The 24945-nt window shown below is 59.9% G+C and carries 23 protein-coding genes; 9 read left to right on the plus strand and 14 right to left on the minus strand.

The annotated features are described in order from the left end of the window. Positions 1-357: 357 nt before the first annotated feature. The 9 genes from msrQ to mrcB form a co-directional block, all read right to left on the minus strand. On the minus strand, positions 358-978 hold the full coding sequence (msrQ, locus tag FJD34_RS23705; RefSeq protein ID WP_032862951.1) for a protein-methionine-sulfoxide reductase heme-binding subunit MsrQ: 621 nt from the start codon (positions 976-978) through the stop codon (positions 358-360). Further along, entirely contained in the window at positions 978-1991 is a 1014-nt protein-coding gene (gene msrP, locus FJD34_RS23710; RefSeq protein WP_090292975.1) for a protein-methionine-sulfoxide reductase catalytic subunit MsrP, read from the minus strand. Before msrP ends, msrQ begins: the two co-directional genes overlap by 1 nt. A 63-nt stretch (positions 1992-2054) precedes the next feature. Next, positions 2055-2912, minus strand: coding sequence for a CDP-diacylglycerol--serine O-phosphatidyltransferase (gene pssA, locus FJD34_RS23715; RefSeq protein ID WP_090292973.1), 858 nt, complete (start codon positions 2910-2912; stop codon positions 2055-2057). A 143-nt stretch (positions 2913-3055) separates the two neighbouring features. Continuing rightward, positions 3056-4072 carry a ketol-acid reductoisomerase gene (ilvC, locus tag FJD34_RS23720; protein ID WP_007948647.1) on the minus strand — a complete coding sequence of 339 codons (1017 nt, stop codon included), beginning with the start codon at positions 4070-4072 and terminating at the stop codon, positions 3056-3058. 46 nt (positions 4073-4118) lie between these two features. Then, positions 4119-4610, minus strand: coding sequence for an acetolactate synthase small subunit (ilvN, locus tag FJD34_RS23725; RefSeq protein ID WP_003176102.1), 492 nt, complete (start codon positions 4608-4610; stop codon positions 4119-4121). A 2-nt stretch (positions 4611-4612) separates the two neighbouring features. Beyond that, the gene (locus FJD34_RS23730) at positions 4613-6337 is read right to left on the minus strand and encodes an acetolactate synthase 3 large subunit (protein ID WP_032862959.1); all 1725 of its coding nucleotides are present in this window, start codon (positions 6335-6337) and stop codon (positions 4613-4615) included. A gap of 431 nt (positions 6338-6768) precedes the next feature. Then, positions 6769-7098, minus strand: a complete 330-nt coding sequence (locus tag FJD34_RS23735) for a YqcC family protein (protein WP_032862947.1) — start codon at positions 7096-7098, stop codon at positions 6769-6771. Further along, positions 7098-7829, minus strand: a complete 732-nt coding sequence (locus FJD34_RS23740) for a tetratricopeptide repeat protein (RefSeq protein WP_032862945.1) — start codon at positions 7827-7829, stop codon at positions 7098-7100. The genes FJD34_RS23735 and FJD34_RS23740 overlap by 1 nt, the downstream gene beginning before the upstream one ends. A 16-nt stretch (positions 7830-7845) precedes the next feature. Further along, positions 7846-10167 (minus strand): penicillin-binding protein 1B, encoded by a 2322-nt coding sequence (mrcB, locus tag FJD34_RS23745; protein WP_090292971.1) that lies wholly within the window; start codon positions 10165-10167, stop codon positions 7846-7848. A 117-nt stretch (positions 10168-10284) separates the two neighbouring features. On the opposite strand from mrcB, the gene FJD34_RS23750 reads away from it, so the two are divergent. The 3 genes from FJD34_RS23750 to FJD34_RS23760 all read left to right on the plus strand — a co-directional run bounded on the left by FJD34_RS23750 (position 10285) and on the right by FJD34_RS23760 (position 12751). Next, positions 10285-11841: a bifunctional aminoglycoside phosphotransferase/ATP-binding protein gene (locus FJD34_RS23750; RefSeq protein WP_065942919.1), complete on the plus strand. Its 1557-nt coding sequence runs from the start codon at positions 10285-10287 to the stop codon at positions 11839-11841. A gap of 91 nt (positions 11842-11932) precedes the next feature. Then, positions 11933-12277: a pentapeptide repeat-containing protein gene (locus tag FJD34_RS23755; RefSeq protein WP_032862942.1), complete on the plus strand. Its 345-nt coding sequence runs from the start codon at positions 11933-11935 to the stop codon at positions 12275-12277. 201 nt (positions 12278-12478) lie between these two features. Further along, on the plus strand, positions 12479-12751 hold the full coding sequence (locus FJD34_RS23760) for a TfoX/Sxy family protein (RefSeq protein WP_032862941.1): 273 nt from the start codon (positions 12479-12481) through the stop codon (positions 12749-12751). Between the two features lie 236 nt (positions 12752-12987). Here FJD34_RS23760 and FJD34_RS23765 read toward each other — a convergent pair whose 3' ends face one another. The 3 genes from FJD34_RS23765 to FJD34_RS23775 are packed head-to-tail and all read right to left on the minus strand — an operon-like array spanning position 12988 to position 15667. Continuing rightward, positions 12988-13755, minus strand: a complete 768-nt coding sequence (locus FJD34_RS23765) for a heme ABC transporter ATP-binding protein (RefSeq protein WP_032862940.1) — start codon at positions 13753-13755, stop codon at positions 12988-12990. Further along, on the minus strand, positions 13755-14792 hold the full coding sequence (locus FJD34_RS23770) for a FecCD family ABC transporter permease (protein ID WP_032862939.1): 1038 nt from the start codon (positions 14790-14792) through the stop codon (positions 13755-13757). Before FJD34_RS23770 ends, FJD34_RS23765 begins: the two co-directional genes overlap by 1 nt. Beyond that, the gene (locus tag FJD34_RS23775; protein WP_032862938.1) at positions 14789-15667 is read right to left on the minus strand and encodes a heme/hemin ABC transporter substrate-binding protein; all 879 of its coding nucleotides are present in this window, start codon (positions 15665-15667) and stop codon (positions 14789-14791) included. The genes FJD34_RS23770 and FJD34_RS23775 overlap by 4 nt, the downstream gene beginning before the upstream one ends. A gap of 207 nt (positions 15668-15874) precedes the next feature. On the opposite strand from FJD34_RS23775, the gene FJD34_RS23780 reads away from it, so the two are divergent. Next, on the plus strand, positions 15875-16192 hold the full coding sequence (locus tag FJD34_RS23780) for a Rieske (2Fe-2S) protein (RefSeq protein ID WP_032862936.1): 318 nt from the start codon (positions 15875-15877) through the stop codon (positions 16190-16192). On the opposite strand, the gene sfsA is transcribed toward FJD34_RS23780, so the two are convergent. Beyond that, positions 16189-16902 (minus strand): DNA/RNA nuclease SfsA, encoded by a 714-nt coding sequence (gene sfsA / locus FJD34_RS23785; RefSeq protein ID WP_032862935.1) that lies wholly within the window; start codon positions 16900-16902, stop codon positions 16189-16191. The two genes, FJD34_RS23780 and sfsA, sit on opposite strands and share 4 nt — an antisense overlap. Continuing rightward, positions 16902-18074, minus strand: a complete 1173-nt coding sequence (locus tag FJD34_RS23790) for a pyridoxal phosphate-dependent aminotransferase (RefSeq protein ID WP_090292969.1) — start codon at positions 18072-18074, stop codon at positions 16902-16904. Before FJD34_RS23790 ends, sfsA begins: the two co-directional genes overlap by 1 nt. A 320-nt stretch (positions 18075-18394) precedes the next feature. On the opposite strand from FJD34_RS23790, the gene dksA reads away from it, so the two are divergent. The 5 genes from dksA to FJD34_RS23815 all read left to right on the plus strand — a co-directional run bounded on the left by dksA (position 18395) and on the right by FJD34_RS23815 (position 24434). Next, positions 18395-18829, plus strand: coding sequence for an RNA polymerase-binding protein DksA (gene dksA / locus FJD34_RS23795; RefSeq protein WP_032862933.1), 435 nt, complete (start codon positions 18395-18397; stop codon positions 18827-18829). 84 nt (positions 18830-18913) lie between these two features. Then, entirely contained in the window at positions 18914-19801 is an 888-nt protein-coding gene (gene gluQRS, locus FJD34_RS23800; protein WP_032862932.1) for a tRNA glutamyl-Q(34) synthetase GluQRS, read from the plus strand. 62 nt (positions 19802-19863) lie between these two features. Beyond that, positions 19864-20040: a hypothetical protein gene (locus FJD34_RS23805; RefSeq protein ID WP_003176118.1), complete on the plus strand. Its 177-nt coding sequence runs from the start codon at positions 19864-19866 to the stop codon at positions 20038-20040. After that, positions 20024-22978, plus strand: coding sequence for a sensor histidine kinase (locus tag FJD34_RS23810; protein WP_162237657.1), 2955 nt, complete (start codon positions 20024-20026; stop codon positions 22976-22978). The genes FJD34_RS23805 and FJD34_RS23810 overlap by 17 nt, the downstream gene beginning before the upstream one ends. 22 nt (positions 22979-23000) lie before the next feature. Continuing rightward, positions 23001-24434 (plus strand): sigma-54-dependent transcriptional regulator, encoded by a 1434-nt coding sequence (locus tag FJD34_RS23815; RefSeq protein WP_032862930.1) that lies wholly within the window; start codon positions 23001-23003, stop codon positions 24432-24434. The last annotated feature ends 511 nt before the right edge of the window (positions 24435-24945 follow it).

A 24945-nucleotide genomic window follows, 5' to 3' on the forward strand; every position in this document is an offset into this window, starting at 1 on the left:
CACGAATTGCTTGATTCAGTTGTTAAAGAGCGGTTGGTTAAGATCTTTCGTCTCAACCGAGGCGCGCATTCTACAGCAGCCTCATTTGCTGTCAAGTGATTATTTTCAGAAGTTTTCAAGGAATCCTCAACAACTTCAACCACTTGCGCTTTCGATCTCTCGTCAGCGGGAGGCGAATTCTACAGCGTTACACGCTGCTGTCAACACCTCTTTTTCAACTTCCTTTTGGCTTCGATGAACTGAAGCAACCCGCTGCCGAAAACTGCGTAACTCATTGTTTACCAAGGAGTTTTCCGTTTCGACTGCGCCGGAAGTGGGGCGAATTATAGACTTCCTGATTCTGCGGTCAAGGGCTAATTACACTTTTGTTGCAGAAGGTGCTTTTTTAGCAATAAGACGAGGGATTCGACGCATCACAGGCGGGATCCGCAGGAGCAAAAGCAGCGCGCCTATAGAAGCATAGATAGCCCATTCCTTCAGGTCAGCCCGCACGATCCAAAGCATGTGCAATAAACCAAGCCCCAGAATCACATACACCAAGCGATGCAGCTTCTTCCAACGGCTACCCAACCGACGCTGGCTGTAGCGATTAGAGGTCACCGCCAACGCCAGCAGGCCCAGGAAACCCAGCGCCCCCACAATAATGTAGGGCCGCTTGCGTAACTCCACACCCAATTGCGACCAATCCAACCCCAGGATAAATACACAGTAAGCCGCAAGGTGCAGCACCACATAAGCAAAGCACCACAACCCCAACTGCCGGCGCACAGCGATCCACCCTGCCCAACCGCTCAGTTTTTGCAGAGGCGTCATCCCCAAGGTGACCAGCAACAGGATTAGCGTTCCCAGCCCCAGGCGATCAACCAGCACTTTGCCGGGATCTGGCCCCAAGGCCAGGCTCCAGGCCTCATACAACCAATACAACGGCCACACCGCCGCTGCTATAAAGACGCCAACGCGCCATATGGGGTAACGCATCAATAGTTCTTCCGCAGATCAAGGCCCGTATAAAGAGAGGCGACCTCTTGCGAGTAACCGTTGAACATCTGCGTCTCGCGCACATTCGGGCTGAACAAGCCACTGGGCAGCCGTCGTTCCCGCGCCTGGGTCCAGCGCGGATGATCGACCGTGGGATTCACATTCGCATAAAACCCATACTCATCCGCCGCAATGCTTTGCCAGGTAGTTTTCGGCTGCTCACTCACCAGACTGATCCGCACGATGGACTTCACACTCTTGAAGCCATACTTCCATGGCACCACCAAACGCAGCGGCGCACCATTCTGGTTGGGCAATTCACGCCCATACATGCCCACCGCCAGGATCGCCAGAGGATTCATCGCCTCATCCAGGCGCAACCCTTCTACATAAGGCCAGTCGATCAGACCGAAGCTCGAACGCTGGCCCGGCATGCTCTTGGGGTCCTGGAGGGTTTCAAAGCGGATGTACTTGGCCTTGGAGGTCGGCTCAACCTGTTTCAGCAGGGCTGATATGGGGAACCCCATCCAGGGAATGACCATCGACCATGCCTCGACACAGCGCAGACGGTAGATCCGTTCTTCCAACTGATACGGCTTCATGAAGTCTTCCAAGGCATAACGCCCCGGCTTTGCAACCTCCCCATCAATTACGACGCTCCATGGCTCGGTCTTGAGTGACCCGGCATTCGCCGCCGGGTCGCTCTTGTCGGTACCGAACTCATAGAAGTTGTTGTAGTGGGTCGCATCCTTGAATGGCGTGATGGCTTCGTCTTTGACCGTCACCGCCTGCCATTGCGTACCAGGCAGCTTCTCGGCAAACCAGCCGGGAGCCTTGCCGGGCTCGACATCGGCATAACGCGCAGCGTCAGCCGCACTCGCCCAACGCGGCAGGCTACTGGCCGCGATACCGGCAAGCGCGCCACCGAGCAAACTGCGACGGGAGAAATAGAGGGATTCTGGGGTGACATCCGATTCGTGGCAGTCGGACGCTTTGGGCAACTTGATTAACATGGCAACTCCGCAGCATTGGAGAACTGATGCACCAATAGACTGCGGAGTATGGGGGAAATTACATTAAGGCAATGTTTTGTCCCGGCGAAGATGCAGCAGGTACTGAACCGGACCCGATGCGGCATACACCAGGAACGCCAGCAGCAGAATCCGCGGTGGATCGCTGAAGACGACCGCGAAGACCAGCACCACCACCAGAATCGCCACGAAAGGCACTCGCCCCTTCAGGTCGAACTCCTTGAAGCTGTTGTACTTGATGTTACTGACCATCAGCATGCCGGCCGCCGCAACCATCAAGGCCACCAGGAACGACATCTTCGAACCCTGGATACCGTAATCACTGAACGCCCAGACAATACCCGCCACCACACCTGCCGCGGCAGGGCTGGCCAGGCCAATGAAGTAGCGTTTGTCGGCAGTACCTACCTGGGTATTGAAGCGCGCCAGACGCAGTGCAGCTCCCGCCACATAGATGAAGGCAACCATCCAGCCAACCTTGCCCATATCTCCCAGCGCCCAGGCAAACGCCAACAACGCAGGTGCGACACCAAAGGCAACCATGTCCGACAGAGAGTCGTACTCGGCACCGAAGGCGCTTTGGGTATTGGTCATCCGCGCCACGCGCCCATCAAGGCCGTCGAGCACCATGGCCACGAAGATCGCGATGGCGGCAAAACCGAAGTATTTGCTGGCACTCGCCGCATCACCTGCCGCCAAGGCGCTCTGGGCGCTCATGGAATTGATGATGGAGTAGAAACCGGCAAACAGGTTCGCCGTGGTGAACAGGTTGGGCAGAAGATAGATGCCACGATGCCGGACCTTGCGGCCTTCCGCGTCACGCCCTTCTTCGACATGCTCATCGATCGGTAGCAGGCTTTCGGCGTCAGAGGCCTGGTTTGGCTCTTCGGGACGTTCGCTCATGGACTTTACCTTGCAACGGTGTGAAAAAATTCGACAGACACTTGCGGCGAGTGTTCGCCCGCAAACGATGCAGCTTTATACCAGAACCAGCCCTCAAACGAAAAAACGCGGCCGAGGCCGCGTTTTCACTTGATACGTACGACTTAGTTCTTGGCTTTGTCGACGATCTTGTTGGCACCGATCCACGGCATCATGGAGCGCAGTTGCTCGCCGATGATTTCGATACCGTGAGCGGCGTTGTTACGACGCTTGGCGGTCATCGAAGGGTAGCCGGTTGCACCTTCGCTGATGAACATTTTGGCGTACTCGCCGTCCTGAATACGTTTCAGGGCGTTGCGCATGGCCTGACGGGATTCGGCGTTGATCACTTCCGGACCGGTCACGTACTCGCCGTATTCGGCGTTGTTGGAGATCGAGTAGTTCATGTTGGCGATACCGCCTTCGTACATGAGGTCAACGATCAGCTTCAGTTCGTGCAGGCACTCGAAGTAGGCCATTTCCGGCGCGTAGCCAGCTTCAACCAGGGTTTCGAAACCAGCTTTTACCAGCTCGACGGTACCGCCGCACAGAACGGCTTGCTCGCCGAACAGGTCGGTTTCGGTCTCGTCCTTGAAGGTGGTTTCGATGATGCCGGTACGACCACCACCAACGCCTGCGGCGTAGGACAGTGCAACATTCTTGGCGTTGCCCGAGGCGTCCTGATAGATCGCGATCAGGTCAGGGATACCGCCGCCTTTGACGAACTCGGAACGTACGGTGTGGCCTGGAGCCTTGGGCGCGATCATGATCACGTCGAGGTCAGCGCGCGGTACTACCTGGTTGTAGTGGATCGCGAAGCCGTGGGAGAAGGCCAGGGTGGCGCCCTTCTTGATGTTCGGCTCGATTTCGTTCTTGTACAGCGCGGACTGGAACTCGTCCGGGGTCAGGATCATGACCAGGTCGGCAGCAGCAACAGCGGAAGCAACGTCAGTCACTTTCAGGCCATGAGCCTCTGCCTTGGCAACGGTCGCCGAGCCTTTGCGCAGGCCAACGGTCACGTCAACGCCGGAGTCTTTCAGGTTGCACGCTTGAGCGTGGCCCTGGGAACCGTAGCCGATGATGGCAACTTTTTTGCCCTGGATGATCGACAGGTCACAATCTTTTTCGTAATAAACTTTCATGAGGTTCCTCTATATATCCAGGCCCTTAGGCCATTCACTAATTGGGTTAGATGCTGAGTACTTTGTCGCCACGGGCAATCCCGGTGACACCACTGCGTACGGTTTCCAGAATCGAGGCCGTCCCGATCGACTGGATGAAGCTGTCCAGCTTGTCGCTTGTACCGGTCAGTTGCACGGTATAAACGCTGGCGCTCACATCGACGATCTGCCCGCGATAAATATCGGTAGTGCGTTTGATCTCGGCACGCTGGGCGCCCGTGGCCTTGACCTTGACCAGCATCAGCTCGCGCTCGATGTGGGCACTTTCCGACAAGTCGACCAGCTTGACCACTTCGATCAGCTTGTTGAGGTTCTTGGTGATCTGCTCGATCACCTCATCGTGGCCTACAGTAGTCAACGTCAGACGCGACAGGGTCGGGTCTTCGGTCGGGGCCACGGTCAGGCTTTCGATGTTGTAGTTGCGTTGCGAAAACAGGCCGACAACACGAGACAGAGCGCCGGGTTCGTTCTCCAGAAGCAGGGAGATAATGTGCCGCATGATTAGGTTCGCTCCGTCTTGTTCAGCCACATGTCGCGCATAGAGCCGTCTTTGATCTGCATCGGGTAGACGTGCTCGCTGGTGTCGACCTGGATGTCGATGAACACCAGGCGATCCTTCATGGCGAACGCCTCTTCCATCTTCGGCTTCAGATCCTTCAAATCGGTGATGCGCATGCCGACGTGGCCATAGGCTTCAACCAACTTGACGAAATCAGGCAGCGATTCCATGTAGGAATGGGAGTGACGGCTGTTGTAGCTCATGTCCTGCCACTGGCGAACCATGCCCAGCACACCGTTGTTCAGGCAGACGATCTTCACCGGCAAGCCATATTGCAGGCAGGTCGACAGCTCCTGGATGTTCATCTGGATGCTGCCCTCACCGGTCACGCATGCAACGTCGGTGTCGGGGAAGCTCAGTTTCACACCCATGGCCGCAGGGAAACCAAAGCCCATCGTGCCCAGGCCACCGGAGTTGATCCAGCGGTTAGGCTTGTCGAACTTGTAGTACTGCGCGGCGAACATCTGGTGCTGGCCCACGTCGGAGGTCACAAAGGCGTCGCCCTTGGTCACTTCGCACAGGGTTTCGATCACGGTCTGTGGCTTGATAATGCTGCCGTCGCCCTTGTCGTAAGGGAACAAGCCGCGATCGCCACGCCATTCGTCGATCTGCTTCCACCAACTGGCAACGGACTCCTTGTTCGGTGCCTCACCGATGTCCTTGAGCGCGGCGACCATTTCGGTCAATACGCTTTCCACTGGACCTACGATCGGCACGTCGGCCTTGATGGTCTTGGAGATGGACGCCGGGTCAATATCGATGTGGATGATCTTGGCATTCGGGCAGAACTTACTCGCGCCGTTGATCACCCGGTCATCGAACCGCGCCCCCACGGCCAGAATCACATCGGCGTGGTGCATGGTCAGGTTGGCGGTGTAGCTGCCGTGCATGCCGAGCATGCCGACGAACTGACGATCCGAACCCGGGAAGGCGCCGAGCCCCATCAGGGTGTTGGTCACTGGCAGGTTCAGCATCTTGGCCAGTTCGGTCAGCGGTGCGGAACCGCCGCCCAGGATCACCCCACCGCCGGAGTAAAGCACTGGGCGCTTGGCCGCCAGGAGCATTTCTGCTGCCTTGCGGATCTGCCCCGAGTGCCCACGAACAGCCGGGCTGTAGGAGCGCAGCTTGGCTTTCTTCGGGAAGACGTATTCGAATTTTTCCGCCGGGTTGGTCATGTCTTTCGGGATATCGACCACCACCGGACCCGGGCGACCGGACTGTGCGAGGTAAAAGGCCTTTTTCATGACGTCCGGGATCTCCGACGGATGCTTGATCATGAAGCTGTGCTTCACGATCGGCCGGGAGATACCGATCATGTCGGTTTCCTGGAATGCATCGGTACCAACCATGGTGCTAGGCACCTGGCCGGAAATGATCACCATCGGAATGGAGTCCATATAAGCAGTCGCGATGCCGGTAATGGCATTGGTTGCGCCTGGGCCGGACGTTACCAGGACCACACCGGCTTTACCGGTGGCACGGGCATAACCGTCAGCCATATGGGTCGCGGCCTGTTCGTGGCGAACCAGGATGTGGGTAACACCAGGTTCCTTGAACAGTGCGTCGTAGACATGCAGCAGAGCACCACCTGGGTACCCGTAGATATAGTCGACGCCTTCGTCACGCAAAAAGCGGACGAGCATCTCACCACCAGATAAAAGCTCCACGTTGTTCACCTCTAAAACGCCAGAATACCGTCCGTTGAAAACCGACGGGTCTTAATAGGTTTACTTCTCAACAGAGCATGAGCGACGGTGGTCGCCGACTACGTCAGCACTGACTGAGCAAGTATTGGGATCGTCCCAAGTGTTGCGGGCTTTTCCCACCCAGCGCGAGGTAACGCGTTGCGGGTGTAACAGGTCGGCGCGGATGTGCGCCTCATGATCTGCTGAGCGGGCCTGCTTCTGGCAGTCCCGATACAGCGGACTTTGGATTCTTCTGTTTCAGCCCCTTCAAGTCAAGCAATAATTGCGCTTTTTTCCAACTAAGCGCATGAGAACGCAGAAGAAAGGGGTTTGAGGAGGGATAAAACTCGCCTGAATGTCGTCAAGCGGTAGAAATGTGCGCAAGACTGCCGGAAAAACCGGCAGTCAGGCAATTAACGAGCGTCGACGATCAGTTGGTCGAACTTTTTCAGCGCATTGCGCAAGCCGAGGCTCTCGCGCGGACGATCGGCGTAGACCATCTCGGCCATCTCCAGGATTCCCGACGCATTGGGCAGCGGCAAGTCCTGCTCCAGGATCTGTTTCATCCGGGCCAGGAAAATCCACTGCAACCACTGATGAAAATCCAGGGTATCGACAGAAAAAGGCTCGACGCTGCTCAGCGCCTCGGCGCTGGGAGACACTTCGTCCCACCAGCCCTGCACGCGCAGTTCACGCTCAATCAACAGCAATTGTTCGGCAATCGCCGGAAAACGCGAATCCATCAGAGGCTGACCTTGGCTTTTTGCCGGGCCTGGGCTGCGCCAGCGGCGTCACCTTGCGCAGCGCGGGCATCACCAATCAAGGCCCACAGACTGGCTTGCAGGTCAGGGCGACCATTGGCCATGGTCAAGCCACGACGGGCGAACTGTTCAGCTTGTGGCGCATCCCCCTGGGCCATGCGCACTTGTGCCAGGCGATACAGAACCTGTGGTTCACGCGGCGCTACACGCTGGGCGCGCTCAAGGCTGGACGATGCGCCGTTCAAGTCACCCCCAGCCTGCTGTTGCTGGGCGGTCGTGAGCAAGGCCAGGACCGGACCGTCCAATTGCTCGTCGGCAGACAGCCCACCGCTGCTTGCGGAAGGAATCCCACTCGGTGTCGAAGGCATGGAGTAGCTGCCCTGGTTGATCGGCGCCGTTTGAATCGGCGCGGAGTTCGACGGACCCGGGGTGATTGGCCCAGGCGTCCATGGCGCGGAGCTGATCGGCGCAGAAGTCGTGGCACCACCGCCCGGAACCATGACCACCACACCGGAATCCTGAGGCACGGCCTGCGTCGTGGCTGGGTTCGGACGCGTGACCACGGTCTGGCGAAAACCGCCATTGGCCGAAATCCGATCATTGTTGGACACGGCCGTGCCGGAATCCACCACCGGGATGGAGCCACGCTGCACGGTGGAACAACCACTGAGCAAAGCCAATGTTGTAACAGCTGGAATCAACCACTTGTTCACTTGAAATCCTCTTTGCTTAATTCATCCAGCCCTTGACCCAATCCATCACCGAATCCGCGTCTGTGGGCACGCCACCACACGGTGCGCCGGCTGGCGGTTCGCTGCCGCGAATATACGGCATCTGCACCGCGCCCGGACAGTTGGCATCGGAGCCCTGGCCGGTATGGGGATCGATCCAGGCCTGAACGATATTGTCAGGTTGTGGCATGTTCAGTGGCAGCGGGTCGGCCTTGCGCATAAAGCTGGTCCAGACCTGCAGGGCGCCGGTCGCGCCGGTAAAAGGTGTCTTGCCGTTGTCATCACGCCCCAGCCAGACCACCGCGAGCAGGTCCTGGCTGAAACCGGCGAACCAGCTGTCACGGGAATCGTTACTGGTACCGGTCTTGCCAGCCAGCGTCAGGTTGGACGGCAACACGCTGTAGACCGAGCGCCCGGTACCTTCGCGCATGACGCGCTGCATGGCGTTCTGGGTCAGGTAGATGGAGGCTGGATCAAAGCGCTGTTCAATCTGGAACGGATAACGCTTGAGCGGCTCGCCTTCCGCCGTGAGAACACTACGAATCCCGCGCATCGGCGTGTTGAAACCACCGTTGGCGAGGGTCTGGTACATGGTTGCCACGTCCATCGGGCTCAAGCCCCCCGCGCCCAGCAACATCGACGGGAACGCCGGGAACTCGCGGCTGACGCCCAGTCGCGCCAGCGTCTTGAGCACATTCGGCACACCCAGTTCCAGGCCAAGTCGCGCCGTGGACAAGTTGTAGGAATGCGCCAGGCCCTGGTACAGGAAAACCGTACCGTGGGAGCGGCGATCATAGTTCTGCGGCTTCCACACCTGACCATCGGCACCCTTGACCGAAAACGCCTCGTCGGACAACCAACTGGTCAGTGTGTATTTGCTCGGTTTTTCCAGCGCAGTGAGGTACACCGCCGGTTTGATCAGCGAGCCAATCGGCCGCACGGCATCCAGCGCCCGATTGAAACCGGCGAAGCTGGCCTGACGGCTACCGATCATGGCCTGGACTTCACCGGTTTCCGGATTGGTCACCACCATGGCGGCTTCGACTTCGTCCGAGCCTTTACGCCCGGCCAGGCGCTTGAAGGTATCGCTGACCGAAGCCTCGGCCTTCATCTGCAGGATCGGGTCGAAACTGGTGAAGATCCGCAGGCCTTCTTCGGTCAAGTCTTCGTCGCGATAATCTTCGCGCAACTGGCGTTTGACCAGGTCGATAAAGCCGGGGAACGAGCTGTCTGCCAACTTGCCACGGGTGGTGACACCCAGGGGCATCTTCTTCGCGGCAGCCACCTGTTCAGCGCTAGCAACGCCCTGCTGCTCCAGCACATCGAGCACCAGATTGCGGCGTTCCAGCGCCCGCTCCGGGTTGCGACGCGGGTTGTAATAGGACGGCCCCTTGACCATGCCCACCAGCAACGCCACCTGGTGCAGCTTCAATTCGGACAATGGTTGACCGAAGAAGAACTGGCTGGCCAGGCCGAAACCGTGCACCGCCCGCTGGCCATCCTGGCCGACAAACACCTCATTGAGGTACGCCTCCAGAATTTCCTGCTTGCTGTAATGCAGCTCCAGCAACATTGCCATCATGGCTTCGGTGAGTTTGCGAGTCAGGCTGCGCTCACTGGTCAGGTAGAAATTCTTGACCAATTGTTGCGTCAGGGTACTGCCACCCTGAGTCATCCGCCCGCCGGAGGTGTTGACCCACACGGCACGGGCGATGGACTTGGGCGATACGCCCCAGTGGCTATAGAAGTCCCGATCTTCGACCGCGACCAGGGTTTCCAACAGGTAGGGCGGTACCTGATCGATCTTGATCAGGATGCGATCTTCAAGGTTCTTCGGGTAAATCCCGCCGATCAGCAACGGCTCAAGGCGCACCACCGGCAGTTTGCCGCCATTAAGTGCCGACAGCTCGGCAACGTAATCACCGGAGAAGCGCACACGCACAGGCTGCGCCTTTTCCAGGCCTTCATAGAACTGGAAACCCCGGGTATTCAAGTCAACCGTGTTCCCGCTGACAGCCGCAGCGCCCGGGCCGTTGGCCACGGCTTCACGCCGATAGCCCAGCGCATCGAGTTCGGTGAGGAAGTCCGCCTTGCTCAGCTTCTGGCCGGTAAACAGTTCCAGCGGGCGAGCGTAGACCTTCGCCGGGATGGTCCAGCGTTTGCCTGAGAACTTCTCCTGGACCACCGCATCAAGGTAGACCGCGATGCCTGCGATCACCACCAGGCCCACCAGGCCGAGCTTGAGCGCCCAGCCCAACCAGGGGCGCAGGCTGCGGGGAGGAGGTTTTTTACGGGAACGGGGAGATCGGGTACGAGTCATGGCGGCGGATTATACGCACTTTATTGATGATCAACATGAACCGGACGGCGGTTTGCATGACCGGCTTGAGCGGCCATAATGCGCACCATTATTTTCCCAGACTCCGAAGGATCGCCCGTGAGCCAGCCCCTGATTGCCGCCCTGCAAAACCCGGCCTTGTTTCCTCATCCGGTCGACGCGTTTCAAGTCATCGAAACCCATATTTCCTGGGTCCTGCTCACCGGCCCCTATGCCTATAAAATCAAGAAGCCGGTGAACTTCGGCTTCCTCGACTTTACCCAATTGGACGCCCGCGGCCACTTCTGCAATGAAGAGCTGCGCCTCAACCAACGCCTGACACAAGATTTGTATCTTGACGTGTTGCCGATCACCGGCAGCGCTGAAGCACCGCAACTGGGCGGCGAAGGCCCAGCCATTGAATATGTGCTGAAAATGCGCCAGTTCCCGCAAAGCCAACTGCTGAGCACGTTGCAGGCCAATGGCGAGCTGACCAGTGGCCACATTGATGAGATGGCCAGCCAGATTGCCCACTTTCACCTGAGCGCGCCCAAGGTTCCCGAAGCCCATCCCGCCGGCACCCCGAACGAGGTGATGGCGCCGGTGCGGCAGAACTTCGAGCAGATTCTTCCCTTCCTCAGCGACAAGGCCGACCTGGCCCAACTGCAAGCCCTGCAAGCCTGGGCCGAGAGCAGCTTTGAACGCCTCAAGCCGCTGCTGGAGCAACGCAAGCTCAATGGCTTTACCCGTGAGTGCCACGGTGATATTCACCTGGGCAACGCGACCATGATCGACGGGCACGTGGTGATCTTCGACTGCATCGAGTTCAACGAACCGTTTCGCTTCACCGACGTGTGCGCCGACACTGGCTTCCTGGCCATGGACCTGGAAGACCGTGGCCTCAAGTCGCTGGCCCGACGTTTTATCAGCCAGTACCTGGAGCTGACCGGCGATTATCAGAGCCTGGAGCTGCTGAACTTCTATAAAGCCTACCGTGCCCTGGTGCGGGCCAAGGTCGCGCTGTTCAGCATGCCGTCCGAGGCAACACCGGTCGAGCGGGCCACCACCCTGCGCCAATACCGCAACTACGCCAACCTGGCCGAAAGCTACAGCACCATCCCCTCGCGCTTCCTGGCGATTACCCATGGCGTGTCGGCGACCGGCAAAAGCCACGTGGCGATGCGTCTGGTCGACGCGCTGGGGGCCATTCGCCTGCGCTCGGATGTCGAGCGCAAACGCCTGTTCGGTGAGCAGCAGGTCGAGAATACCCCGCAAGCCGGGATTTATGCCGCAGATGCCAGCGCAGCGACCTACGCCCGCCTGCATACCCTCGCCGAAACCGTGCTGCGCGCAGGCTTCCCGGTTGTCCTGGATGCGACCTACCTCAAGCGTGAGCAACGCGCCGCTGCCGCCCAGGTCGCAGAAGCAACCGGGGCGCCCTTCCTGATCCTTGATTGCAATGCACCGCAGGCTGTTATCGCCAGTTGGCTGGCAAAACGTCAGGCAGATAAAAACGATCCGTCTGACGCCACCCTGGCAGTCATTGAAGAGCAGCAAGCCAGCCGTGATCCCCTGAGCGCCGAAGAACTGCTGCTGAGCAAACGGGTCGAGACCAATGAAAGCGGGACACTGGACGCACTGGTTGCCCATGTTCGCCAACGCTTGCCGGGCCTGTAATAAATATTTCTTGGCCGTGAAGCCGTTAACAGCTCACGGCCAGCAATAGTGGCACTATAATGGCGTCATAATTCCAACGGGAGATGCCGCCATGGGCCAGCCGAAGCTGCTTGATACCCCGCTCTACGCACTACTGCATAAAGATGACATCCGTGGCTTCAACCAGGAACGCCCCAAGGGTGGCCCCATCGATATGCGCGGTGGCGATTTCCGTGGGCTCGACCTGCGGGATCTGGACGCTGCCGGCGTGGACTTCACCGACGCCTACTTCCGCTCGGCCGACTTGCGTGGCCTGGACCTGCGCGACTGTTCGCTGGAAGGCGCCAGCCTGGCCCATGCGCAGATTTCAGGCGCTTACTTCCCGCCCGAACTGAGCGCTGACGAGATCCTCATGTCGGTCAATTTCGGCACTCGCCTGCGTTACCGCACCCGCTGACAGCACATCCTCACCCCCGGCCCCGCGCAATGCGGGCTGGGGGCTTGCGCCGCTCACCGTCAACATTCCAGCGCCAGCCTTAGAAGCGTTTACATCGTTTCTGAGCAAAGAACTACGCTTTTCCTACTGAGCGCTACACTCCTTTCAGGCTTGCCTGGTCACGATACCCACCGAACCATTCGGCCGTCGCAAGGAGGCTTGATGAATGATGAGCTGCAACACCTGAAAAACCTTGGCAAGACCTCGGCACAATGGCTGCATGCGGTGGGCATCCATAGCGCTTCGGACCTGCGCCGCCTGGGCGCGGTAGACGCCTACCGGGCAGTACGCACCCGCGGCTTCCGGGCTTCCAAAGTCCTGCTGTATGCCATCGAAGGCGCATTGATGGATGTGCATTGGAACGATATTCCAACCGAGCGCAAGGAAGCCCTGAATCGCCAATTGGACGCACTGTCGGTCCGCAACAAGAGCTGAGAGGGCCTGATGCCCAGCGTTTTCGGGAATTCCAAACAGACGCTTGAGGAAACATCCCGGGGCCGCAAAAACAAATGTTGACTCTTAAATGAGAATCGTTATGATTATCACAACTGGTCGCGAGATCAGCCGATAACTGAAAGACCATTGGTTCGGACTCTCAGCTTATCTCCTCATCAGGCTAATCACGGTTATTTGACCCGGCTCTTGCCGGGTCTTTTTTTGCCTACGGTTTTTTAACGGGCGATGATCAATGGATGACCTAGCTCAGGATGGGGCTGCACCAGTACATCCAGGCCAAACACCGCCTTGAGCAGTTCAGGACGCAACACCTGCGTCGGCGTATCCAGGGCATGGGGGCGGCCGTTCTCCAGCAGCAGGATACGGTCGCAGTAGCGCGCGGCCAGGTTCAGGTCGTGGAGGATCACCAGCACGGCGGCACCACGGTCAGCGAAGCTGCGGATAGCCTGCAAGGTGGTGTGCTGGTGCAAGGGGTCAAGCATCGAGGTCGGCTCATCGAGCAATAACGTCTGCCCAGCTTCACCCGGCCATAGTTGCGCCAGTACCCGCGCCAGGTGCACGCGCTGGCGCTCGCCACCGGACAAAGCCAGGTAGCTGCGCCCGCTCAAATGGCCCACATCGGCGGCCTGCAAGGCGGCGGCGATGATTTCATCGTCGCGCACGCGCCCGGTCTGATGGGGCAAGCGCCCCATGCCCACCACTTCCTCGACGCGAAAAGCGAAGTCCAGGGTCGACACTTGGGGCAGCACCGCAAGGCGCTGGGCCCGTTGCGCGCCCTGCCAATCCTTTAGCGCGCGATCGCCCAGCCATACCTGCCCCTCATCCGGGTGCAACTGCGCACACAATGCACCGAGCAATGTGCTTTTGCCCGCGCCATTAGGGCCCAGCACGCCCAAGACTTCACCCGGCCTGAGGTCCAGGGTCACATCGGCCAATACGGTTTTGCGACCGCGACGGACCTGCAGGTTTTCCACTCGCAGCATCAGGCGCGCCCTCGTAACAGCAAGTAAAGAAAGAACGGGGCGCCGATAAAGGCGGTAACAATCCCAATGGGCAATTCCGCGGGTGCCAGGGCCAGGCGCGCTACCAGGTCAGCGAATAACAACAGGCTCGCGCCAGCCAGCACCGAAGCCGGCAACAGCACCCGGTGATCCGGCCCGGCCAGCAGCCGCACAAGGTGCGGCACCACCAGCCCGACAAAGCCGATCAACCCTGCGGCCGCGACCGCTGCGCCCACCCCGAGGGCCGTGCAAAACACCAGCTCACGCTTGAGCCCCTCAACGTTGATCCCCAGGTGACTGGCTTCCGATTCCCCCAGGAGCAAAGCGTTGAGCGCCTTGGCCCGGCGCGGTAGCCACAGCGCCACACCGGCACTGACCAGCAACAACGGCCACAAACGCGAGTAGCTGGCACCATTGAGGCTGCCCAGGTTCCAGAACGTCAGGGTGCGCAAGGTGGCGTCATCCGCCAGGTAGGTGAACAGGCCCACCGCCGAGGCCGCCAGTGCGGTCAAGGCGATGCCGGCCAACAGCATGGTTGCGACATTGGTCTGGCCGTCACGTCGTCCCAGGCGATAGACCAGCGCAGTCACACCCAGCCCGCCGAGAAACGCACACAACGACAGCAGATACGGCCCCACGGCATCCGGCAGGCCACCGAAAGCCGCGCCACCGACGATGGCCACCGCAGCCCCCAGCGCGGCGCCACTGGACACGCCGACCAAACCCGGGTCGGCCAACGGGTTGCGGAACAACCCCTGCATCGCCACCCCCGACAGCGCCAGCACCCCGCCAACCGCCAGCCCCAACAAGGTGCGCGGTAAACGGATCTGCCCGAGAATCAACTCGGCCTGCTCCAACCCCTGGGCCTCGATGGGCACGCCAAGCAAACGCAAGGCGGCGCGCAAGGTGTCGAGCAATGGCAGGCTGACCGGCCCCAAAGCCAGGGACAGCCAGATCGCCAATACACATAACAGGCTCAAGCCGATGAACAGCGCGCGCGGTTTAACCAGAGTGGTCATGGGGCAGCTTGGGTTTTAGGCGGATAGAACCCGGCGGACAAGGCTTGCAGGCTGGCCGGCAAACGCGGCCCCAGGCCACCGACCAACAAGGTGGGGTCCAACTCAAAGACTCGCCCGGTCTTGGCCGCAGAAGTGGCTGCCAGAATCGGGTTTTCCTTGAACAAGGCCGCGCGGGCTGCCTCGCCACTCAGGGCGCGATCAGAGAACACCAGCACTTCAGGACTCAGCCCCGCCAGGGACTCTACGGAAAATGGCTTGTAGCCACTGTGCGTCGCCAGGTTGTGCCCACCGGCTTGTTGCAGCACCCAATCGGCGGCAGTGTCCTTGCCGGCGATCAGTGGTTTGCCACCGGCATGCCCGAGCACCAGCAGCACACCTGGGGCCTTTTGCCGGGTTTGCGCCTGGGCCACAGCGGCTTTCTGCTCGTCCAGTTGCTGCTGATAGGTGTTGAACAGTGCCGCAGCCTTGGCTTCGGCCCCCAACAGTTTGCCAAGATGTTGCAGGTTGCCTTGCAGGGTCGGCAAATCCGGCTGCGCGGAGAACAGCTCCACTTGCACGCCTGCACCACGTATCTGCGCCAGCACCGGCGGCGGCCCCATTTCCTCGGTGCCCACCAGGATTTGCGGGCGCAGGCTCAAGATCCCTTCGGCCGACAGTTGGCGCTGGTAACCAATACTGGGCAGTGCCTTGAGTGATTGCGGATGCTGACTGGTGGTGTCGACACCCACCAGTTTGGACTCCCCACCCAGGGCCGTCACCCACTCCGACAATGCACCGCCTGCACTGACCCAGCGTTGTGGCAGCTCAGAGGCTTGTGCCCCGTGGTTGACCAGCAGTCCGACAACAAGCGCAATAGCGCTGGTACTCAGGCGCATAAAAGGGTTTCCTTCCAAGGGGTGGAGCCACTGAATCACTCAATCGTGTGACAGATCCTGGCGGTCTGGCATCGTACTGAGCACGCAGTCAGCTAACGGGCGAAGCCGGCATTTGATAATTGTTTGCATTTGAACGTCAAGCGCCAGGCTCGCCCATAAACCCCGGATCGCCCTGCAGCCCTTGACCCGTACCACCTGAGAACACTCATGAAGTTTCTGTGCCCGTCCCACGAACTTGCCCAAGACAGCAGCCGCGGCTTCGATCTCGATGGCCGCAAGCTGTTTGCCGTACGCCGCGAAGGCCGGGTGTATTTCTATATCAACCGTTGTCCTCATCGCGGCGTACCGCTGGAATGGCAACCTGACCGGTTTCTCGACCCCAGCGCGAGCATGATCCAATGTGCCACCCATGGCGCATTGTTTCTGATCGAAAACGGCGAATGCGTCGCCGGCCCCTGCGCAGGCCAAAGCTTGACCCCCCTGCCCGGCCGCGAGGACGCACAGGGATTGTGGGTACAGCTCTAGGGGTTGAGCAACACTGGCAGTGGGCGATCGATATAGATTTGCTGCGCACTCACCTGCACACCGTAAGCTAAGACTTGCACCCCGGCAGCCTTGGCTTCACGCAGTGCCGCGGCATAGCCCGCGTCGATTTCCTCGGCCGGCCGTACACCGTCGATGCCAGACAGATTCACACAGTACAACTGCACGGCTCGTACACCGCTGCGAGCCAGATGCGCCAGCTCACGCAAATGTTTGGCCCCACGCTGAGTCACCGCATCGGGAAACGCTGCGATAGGCGTGCCGTCAAACCCCAGGGTGACACTTTTGACTTCGACATAAGCTGCACCGTCGGGGTAGTCCAGGCGAAAGTCGATACGGCTCTTCTCCTGGCCGTAGGGCACTTCGCGCTTTAAGGCGGTAAAGCCGTTGAGTTCGGTGATCACTCCAGCATTCAGCGCTTCTTCAACCAGTTGATTGGCGCGCGCGGTGTTGACGCACGCCAGGCGGCCCTGGGGTGTTTGCGCGATTTCCCAGGTCCCCGGCAGCTTGCGCTTGGGGTCGTTGGAGCGGCTGAACCAGACTTGCCCGCCCTCGACCATGCAGTTGAACATCGAGCCAGTGTTCGGGCAGTGGATGGTCAGCAATTCGCCGGCTGCGGTTTCGATGTCGGCCAGAAAGCGCTTGTAGCGGCGAATCAGCCGACCTTCTTCGAGAGGAGGATGAAAGCGCATCAGCCTTGCCAACTCTGCAAGCCACGGGCAATGCGTTCCACTGCTTCCTGTAGTCGATCAAGGTTTTGCGTGTAGGCAAAACGCACATGATGACCGGCCTGGAAGCGACCGAAATCCAACCCTGGCGTGAATGCCACATGCTCGGTTTCCAGAAAATGCCGGCAGAACGCGAAAGCATCGCCACCAAAGGCACTGATATCGGCATACAGGTAAAACGCCCCTTCAGGCTCGACCGCAATACCGAAACCCAACTCGCGCAGAGCCGGTAACAAAAAGTCACGCCGGCGACCGAATTCGGCCCGTCGCTCTTCAAGAATCGCCAGGGTCTGCGGGGTAAAACAGGCCAATGCTGCGTGCTGGGCCATGCTGGGGGCGCTGATGTACAGGTTCTGCGCCAGTTTCTCCAGTTCGCCCACGGCTGCGGGGGGCGCCACCAGCCAGCCAAGGCGCCAACCGGTCATGCCGAAATACTTCGAAAAACTGTTTAGGACGAACGCGTCATCATCCACTTCCAGCACGCTGGCTGCGTCAGTGCCATAGGTCAGGCCGTGATAGATCTCATCCACCACCAAATGGCCATTGCGCGCCTTGATCGCACCGGACAGGCCAGCCAGCTCATCACGGGTCAGGATGGTCCCGGTCGGGTTGGCCGGCGAGGCAACCAAGGCCCCCACGCTGTCCTGGTCCCAATAACGCTCCACCAGGTCGGCGGTCAGTTGGTAACGCACCTCGGGACCAACCGGCACCAGTTGCGCCGCACCCTCGACCAGTCGCAGGAAATGCCGGTTACAGGGGTAGCCAGGGTCCGCCAGCAACCAGTGCTTGCCGGGATCCACCAGCAGGCTGCTGGCCAACAGCAAGGCCCCGGAGCCGCCCGGGGTGATCAGGATGCGCTCGGGGTCGATGTTCAAGCCATAGCGCTGCTGGTAGAAACCACTGATGGCCTCGCGCAACTCCGGCAGGCCACGGGCAGCGGTGTAGCGGGTCTTGCCATTGGCCAGCGCGGCCTGGCCGGCCTGGATGATCGGCTCGGCGGTGGTGAAGTCCGGTTCGCCGATCTCCAGGTGAATCACATCATGGCCAGCGGCCTGTAGCTCATTGGCCCGCGCCAGCAACGCCATGACATGAAAAGGTTCGATAGCACGACTGCGAGCACTGTAGGGCTGAGCCATTAGCCTTCCTTAACAATGAGGACAAAATCGGGATTCTACCGAACCCGTGAGGTAAAACATGTTCTATTGCCTGCCTGGCTGGCGATGATGAGCCGGGCAAGCGCCGGCAAAAAGACTAAAATCATCATTCGGGACGATGCATGCCCGGCCACGGCGGGTCGCAGCCGTTTGCAACCCCGGCGCGACGGGCCCAGACAACCGGGAGTGGCGCACCCCGAATCTATCTGGTAAGTTCGCCCGCTTGCAGCCGCAGGGCCGGCAGGTGTCGGTGATGTTGCAATCCTGCGCAATGGATTAGAAGAGTGAGAGGCGGTCTATTCATGTCCACCCAAGCAAAGCAACAGAGCATCAGCGGCTTCGAACCCTACATCGAGTCGAAGGGCGAAGAGTACATGGGCGAGCCCATGCGCAAGCACTTCACCAAGATCCTGCAGAAATGGAAACAGGACTTGATGCAGGAGGTCGACCGTACCGTTGACCATATGAAGGACGAAGCAGCCAACTTCCCTGACCCGGCCGACCGAGCCAGCCAGGAAGAAGAGTTCAGCCTTGAACTGCGCGCCCGTGATCGCGAGCGCAAGCTGATCAAGAAAATCGACAAGACGCTGCAACTGATCGAAGACGAAGAATACGGTTGGTGCGAATCCTGCGGCGTCGAGATCGGCATTCGCCGCCTGGAAGCCCGTCCTACCGCAGACATGTGCGTGGACTGCAAGACCTTGGCCGAAATCAAGGAAAAGCAGGTCGGCAAGTAATCCCTGCCGAGCTGAACGAATGGGGCGTGCAAACGCCCCATTTTTGTTTCTGGCGCCTGGCGGTTTTCCAGTAATATCCAGGCCATGACAGCCTCCCCCTATATCGGGCGTTTCGCCCCCACGCCCAGCGGCCACCTGCACTTCGGCTCCCTGGTTGCAGCCCTCGCCTCCTATCTCGACGCCCGTGCCAATCAAGGCCGCTGGCTGATGCGCATGGAAGACCTCGACCCACCCCGTGAAGAACCCGGCGCCCAGGCAGCGATCCTGCATGCCCTGGAAAGCTATGGTTTTGAGTGGGACGGGGAACTGGTCCGACAAAGCGAGCGGCATGATGCCTACGCCAAAGTACTGAACGACATGTTCAACCATGGCCTGGCCTACGCCTGCACCTGCTCACGCAAGCAACTGGAACCGTACAACGGCATTTACCCCGGCCTGTGCCGTAATGCCGGCCACGATCAGCAGGATGCCGCCATTCGTCTACGTGTTCCCGAGCTGGAATACCATTTCACCGACCGTGTACAAGGCCAATTCCGACAACACCTGGGCCGCGATGTCGGCGATTTCATCATCCGCCGCCGCGACGGCCTATATGCCTATCAACTGGCCGTGGTGCTCGACGATGCCTGGCAAGGCGTAACCGATATCGTACGCGGCGCCGACCTGCTCGACTCGACGCCACGCCAGCTGTACCTGCAAGAGTTGCTGGGCCTGCGCCAGCCGCGCTACCTGCATGTGCCCCTGATCATCCAGCCGGACGGTAACAAGCTGGGCAAATCCTACCGCTCCCCGCCATTGATGCCCGACCAGGCCACACCGTTGCTACTAAGGGCGTTGCGCGCGCTCGGCCAGCAACCTGGGGATGAACTGCACCATGCCAGCCCACGGGAACTGCTGGATTGGGGCATTGCGCACTGGGATGCCACTCGGATCCCGCGCACACTCACATTGGCCGAGGCGCAATTACACTGAAGGCGCTTGCAGCCTGCCAGCCATCCGTTAACATCGCCGCAGTTTTTCAATCAGAGGCCAACATGTACATCTATCGCTTGGTCCTGCTGTTGGTCGTCGGGATCTACCTGTTTTCTCCCGCCATCATGGACTGGTGGATCGACGCCACGGGCGCCTGGTATCGCCCTTATCTGCTGTGGCTGATCCTGATCGTCGTGACCTTTATCCTGCAGAGCCAAAAAGATGCCGATGAGCTTTAGCCTGACCCAGATGCTGCTGATCAGCGCCGCCTACCTGGCCGCGCTGTTCGGGGTGGCCTGGATCAGTGAGCGCGGGATGATCCCGCGGGCGATCATTCGCCACCCGCTGACCTACACCTTGTCGCTGGGCGTGTATGCCAGCGCCTGGGCGTTCTATGGCACGGTGGGCCTGGCGTACCAGTACGGTTACGGATTTCTTTCCAGCTACCTCGGAGTCTCTGGGGCCTTCCTGCTGGCGCCGGTGCTGCTGTACCCGATCCTGAAGATCACCCGCACCTACCAGTTATCGTCGTTGGCCGACCTGTTTGCCTTTCGCTTTCGCAGCACCTGGGCCGGCGCGCTGACCACGATTTTCATGCTGATCGGCGTGCTGCCGCTTTTGGCCCTGCAAATCCAGGCCGTGGCCGATTCCATCGGCATCCTCACCCATGAGCCGGTGCAACATCGCGTGGCCCTGAGCTTTTGTGCGCTGATTACCCTGTTCACGATTTTTTTCGGCTCGCGGCATATCGCCACCCGGGAAAAACACGAAGGCCTGGTGTTTGCGATTGCCTTCGAATCGGTAATCAAGCTGATCGCCATCGGCGGCGTGGGCCTGTACGCGCTGTACGGCGTGTTCGACGGCCCGCAACAACTTGAGCTGTGGCTGCTGCAAAACCAGACCGCCCTCGCCGCCCTGCACACCCCGCTGCAAGAAGGCCCATGGCGCACGCTGTTGCTGGTGTTCTTTGCCTCCGCCATCGTCATGCCGCACATGTACCACATGACCTTTACCGAGAACCTCAACCCGCGCTCGCTGGTCAGCGCCAGTTGGGGCTTGCCGCTGTTCCTGCTGCTGATGAGCCTGGCGGTGCCGCTGATCCTCTGGGCCGGCCTGAAACTGGGGGCCACCACCAACCCGGAATACTTCACCCTCGGCATCGGCATCGCCGCCAACAGTAAATCCCTGGCCTTGCTGGCCTACGTCGGCGGTTTATCGGCGGCCAGTGGCTTGATCATTGTCACCACCCTGGCGCTGTCGGGCATGGCCCTCAACCACCTGGTGCTGCCGCTGTACCAGCCGCCTGCCGAAGGCAACATCTACCGCTGGCTGAAATGGACACGCCGCGCGCTGATCGTGGCAATCATCATGGCCGGCTATGGCTTCTACCTGCTGATGGCGGCCGAGCAGGACCTGGCCAACCTCGGCATTGTGGCCTTCGTCGCTACGTTGCAGTTCTTGCCGGGCGTGCTCTCGGTGCTGTACTGGCCGACCGCCAACCGGCGCGGGTTTATCGCCGGGCTGCTGGCGGGGATCCTGGTGTGGCTGGTGACCATGCTGCTGCCGCTGGTCGGTAACCTGCAGGGCTTCTACATCCCGCTGCTGAACATGATCTACGTGCTGGATGACACCAGTTGGCACATGGCGGCCATCGCCTCGCTGGCAGCCAACGTGCTGATGTTCACCCTGATCTCCCTGTTCACCAACGCCAGCCCCGAAGAAACCAGCGCCGCCGAAGCCTGCGCCGTAGATAACGTGCGCCGCCCGCAGCGCCGCGAACTGCATGCGGCTTCGCCCCAGGAGTTCGCCACGCAACTGGCCAAGCCCCTGGGCGCCAAGGCTGCGCAAAAGGAAGTGGAGCAGGCACTGCGCGATCTGTACCTGCCCTTCGATGAGCGCCGGCCCTATGCCCTGCGCCGCCTGCGCGACCGCATCGAGGCCAACCTGTCCGGGCTGATGGGCCCCAGTGTGTCCCAGGACATGGTGGAGACTTTCCTGCCCTACAAGGCCGGCGGCGAAAACTATGTCACCGAAGACATCCATTTTATCGAGAGCCGGCTGGAGGACTACCACTCGCGCCTCACCGGCCTTGCCGCCGAACTCGACGCCCTGCGCCGCTACCACCGCCAGACCTTGCAGGAACTGCCCATGGGCGTCTGCTCCCTGGCCAAGGACCAGGAGATCCTGATGTGGAACAAGGCCATGGAAGAACTGACCGGCATCGCCGCCCAGCGCGTGGTGGGCTCGCGCCTGACCACCATCGCCGATCCGTGGAAAGAATTGTTGCAGGGTTTTATCAACCTGCCGGATGAACATCTGCACAAACAGCACCTGGCCCTCGACGGCCAGACGCGCTGGCTGAACCTGCACAAAGCAGCGATCGACGAACCCCTGGCCCCCGGCAACAGCGGCCTGGTGTTGCTGGTCGAAGACCTGACCGAAACCCAGATGCTCGAAGACAAACTGGTGCACTCCGAGCGCCTGGCCAGTATCGGGCGCCTGGCGGCTGGGGTGGCCCACGAGATTGGCAACCCGATCACCGGTATCGCCTGCCTGGCGCAGAACCTGCGTGAAGAGCGCGAAGAAGACGGCGAAATCACCGAAATCAGCGGGCAAATCCTCGAACAGACCAAGCGTGTCTCGCGCATCGTGCAATCGCTGATGAGCTTTGCCCATGCCGGCGGCCACCAGAATCACGATGAAGCGGTGTGCCTGGCCGAAGTCGCCCAGGATGCCATTGGGCTGCTGGCCTTGAACCGGCGCAATTTCGAAGTACAGTTCTATAACTTGTGCGATCCGGAACACTGGGTGGTCGGCGACTCACAACGCCTGGCCCAGGTGTTGATCAACCTGCTGTCCAATGCCCGCGACGCGACACCCGCTGGCAGTGCGGTAAGGGTCAAGAGCGAGGCTTTCGAGCACACGGTCGACCTGATCGTGGAGGACGAAGGCAGCGGTATTCCACAGAACATCATGGACCGATTGTTCGAACCCTTCTTCACCACCAAGGACCCTGGTGAAGGTACCGGTCTGGGCCTTGCACTGGTCTATTCCATCGTTGAAGAGCATTATGGACAAATCACCATCGACAGCCCGGCTGACACCGAAAGCCAACGCGGCACCCGTATTCGGGTGACCTTGCCGCGTCATGTCGAAGCGACGTCCGCTGTGAACTGAGACCGTCGAGAGAATTGAATCAATGCCGCACATTTTGATCGTCGAAGACGAAACCATTATCCGCTCTGCCTTGCGTCGCCTGCTTGAACGTAATCAGTACCAGGTCAGCGAAGCCGGCTCGGTGCAGGAAGCCCAGGAGCGTTTCAGCATTCCCACGTTCGACCTGATCGTCAGTGACCTGCGCCTGCCTGGCGCACCGGGCACCGAACTGATCAAGCTGGGCCAGGGCACGCCGGTGCTGATCATGACCAGCTATGCCAGCCTGCGCTCGGCGGTCGACTCGATGAAGATGGGCGCGGTGGACTACATCGCCAAGCCTTTCGATCACGATGAGATGCTCCAGGCGGTAGCCCGTATCTTGCGTGACCGTCAGTCGGCCAGCAGTGCACCCGCTGAACGACCTGCCGGCAAGGCCGCCAATGGCAGCGACAAGCCAGGCGTGGACAACAGCAATGGCGAAATCGGCATCATCGGCTCCTGCCCACCCATGCAGGACCTGTACGTCAAGATCCGCAAGGTTGCGCCCACCGACTCCAATGTTTTGATCCAGGGCGAGTCCGGTACCGGCAAGGAGCTGGTGGCCCGTGCCCTGCACAACCTGTCCAAGCGCGCCAAGGCACCGATGATCTCGGTGAACTGTGCGGCGATCCCCGAATCCCTGATCGAATCCGAACTGTTCGGCCATGAGAAAGGTGCCTTTACCGGTGCCAGCGCCGGACGCGCCGGCCTGGTAGAAGCGGCGGACGGCGGCACGCTGTTCCTCGACGAAATCGGTGAACTGCCCCTGGAAGCCCAGGCGCGCCTGCTACGGGTGCTGCAGGAAGGTGAGATTCGTCGGGTCGGCTCGGTACAGTCGCAAAAAGTCGACGTGCGCCTGATTGCCGCGACTCACCGGGACCTCAAAAGCCTGGCGAAAATCGGCCAGTTCCGTGAAGACCTGTATTACCGCCTGCACGTGATCGCCCTCAAGCTGCCGGCCCTGCGTGAACGCGGTGCCGACGTCAACGAGATTGCCAATGCGTTCCTGTTGCGCCAAAGCGCCCGGGTCAACCGTACCGACCTGACGTTTGCGGCCGACGCCGAACAGGCCATCCGCCATTATTCGTGGCCTGGCAACGTGCGCGAGCTGGAAAACGCCGTGGAACGCGCGGTGATCCTGTCGGAGAGCCCACAGATCTCCGCCGAGCTGCTGGGCATCGATATCGAACTGAGCGACCTGGACGATGACGACTTCATTGGCCTGGCACCGCAACAGGGCGGCAGTAACACCAGCCACGAACCCACGGAAGACTTGTCCCTGGAGGACTACTTCCAGCACTTCGTCCTGGAGCACCAGGACCACATGACCGAGACCGAACTGGCACGCAAACTGGGTGTCAGCCGCAAATGCCTGTGGGAGCGGCGCCAGCGCCTGGGCATTCCACGGCGCAAGACCGGGGTTGCCAGCGAAAGCTGAGGCCAGCTCACATCGGGTAACACCCCAAACGTGAAAAAACTGTTACCTCAGATATTCACGTAACAAAAAGCCGGGGCTTACGGTAACGAAGCCCCGGCTTTTTTATGCCTGCCAAACCCACCATAACCGGCAAAACCCCTTGTTTTGCTGGGGTTTGCAAAAGTTGGCACGCACCCTGCTATATGCTTAGTACAAGAACAATAAAAAGCACCGTACACACACAATAAAAATAAGACGAATCGACTCACGCATAATAAAAACAACACGGCGGAGGCGCAGCTAACTGATTCTTTTGGAGAGGCGTTGCATTTGGGGCTTGCCCCGCAACCAGGCCGAGAACAACAAAAACTGCCCTAAGGCAGAGCCTGAACTGGTTGGATCATTGATCATAGCAACACAGCGACCAAAGCAATCCGTTTGCTCTTGACTCCCGATTGGGAGTGTCATGAAGGTCAAATCTCATGGCGAGGGCGATCAACAAAAACAAGAAGCCCGAAATCAATAATAAAAA

It is taken from the genome of Pseudomonas brenneri (genome assembly GCF_007858285.1).
Taxonomy (GTDB): Bacteria; Pseudomonadota; Gammaproteobacteria; order Pseudomonadales; family Pseudomonadaceae; genus Aquipseudomonas; species Aquipseudomonas brenneri.

Excerpts from the sequence above, each read along its gene's own strand:
- msrQ (WP_032862951.1), bottom strand. The coding sequence starts at position 978 with ATGCGTTACCCCATATGGCGCGTTGGCGTCTTTATAGCAGCGGCGGTG.
- FJD34_RS23770 (WP_032862939.1), bottom strand. The coding sequence starts at position 14,792 with ATGACCACTCTGGTTAAACCGCGCGCGCTGTTCATCGGCTTGAGCCTG.
- FJD34_RS23805 (WP_003176118.1), top strand. The coding sequence starts at position 19,864 with ATGTACATCTATCGCTTGGTCCTGCTGTTGGTCGTCGGGATCTACCTG.
- FJD34_RS23790 (WP_090292969.1), bottom strand. The coding sequence starts at position 18,074 with ATGGCTCAGCCCTACAGTGCTCGCAGTCGTGCTATCGAACCTTTTCAT.
- msrP (WP_090292975.1), bottom strand. The coding sequence starts at position 1,991 with ATGTTAATCAAGTTGCCCAAAGCGTCCGACTGCCACGAATCGGATGTC.
- FJD34_RS23780 (WP_032862936.1), top strand. The coding sequence starts at position 15,875 with ATGAAGTTTCTGTGCCCGTCCCACGAACTTGCCCAAGACAGCAGCCGC.
- FJD34_RS23760 (WP_032862941.1), top strand. The coding sequence starts at position 12,479 with ATGAATGATGAGCTGCAACACCTGAAAAACCTTGGCAAGACCTCGGCA.
- FJD34_RS23775 (WP_032862938.1), bottom strand. The coding sequence starts at position 15,667 with ATGCGCCTGAGTACCAGCGCTATTGCGCTTGTTGTCGGACTGCTGGTC.
- gluQRS (WP_032862932.1), top strand. The coding sequence starts at position 18,914 with ATGACAGCCTCCCCCTATATCGGGCGTTTCGCCCCCACGCCCAGCGGC.
- FJD34_RS23765 (WP_032862940.1), bottom strand. The coding sequence starts at position 13,755 with ATGCTGCGAGTGGAAAACCTGCAGGTCCGTCGCGGTCGCAAAACCGTA.
- FJD34_RS23735 (WP_032862947.1), bottom strand. The coding sequence starts at position 7,098 with ATGGATTCGCGTTTTCCGGCGATTGCCGAACAATTGCTGTTGATTGAG.
- mrcB (WP_090292971.1), bottom strand. The coding sequence starts at position 10,167 with ATGACTCGTACCCGATCTCCCCGTTCCCGTAAAAAACCTCCTCCCCGC.
- ilvC (WP_007948647.1), bottom strand. The coding sequence starts at position 4,072 with ATGAAAGTTTATTACGAAAAAGATTGTGACCTGTCGATCATCCAGGGC.
- FJD34_RS23815 (WP_032862930.1), top strand. The coding sequence starts at position 23,001 with ATGCCGCACATTTTGATCGTCGAAGACGAAACCATTATCCGCTCTGCC.
- dksA (WP_032862933.1), top strand. The coding sequence starts at position 18,395 with ATGTCCACCCAAGCAAAGCAACAGAGCATCAGCGGCTTCGAACCCTAC.
- pssA (WP_090292973.1), bottom strand. The coding sequence starts at position 2,912 with ATGAGCGAACGTCCCGAAGAGCCAAACCAGGCCTCTGACGCCGAAAGC.
- FJD34_RS23755 (WP_032862942.1), top strand. The coding sequence starts at position 11,933 with ATGGGCCAGCCGAAGCTGCTTGATACCCCGCTCTACGCACTACTGCAT.
- sfsA (WP_032862935.1), bottom strand. The coding sequence starts at position 16,902 with ATGCGCTTTCATCCTCCTCTCGAAGAAGGTCGGCTGATTCGCCGCTAC.
- FJD34_RS23810 (WP_162237657.1), top strand. The coding sequence starts at position 20,024 with ATGCCGATGAGCTTTAGCCTGACCCAGATGCTGCTGATCAGCGCCGCC.
- ilvN (WP_003176102.1), bottom strand. The coding sequence starts at position 4,610 with ATGCGGCACATTATCTCCCTGCTTCTGGAGAACGAACCCGGCGCTCTG.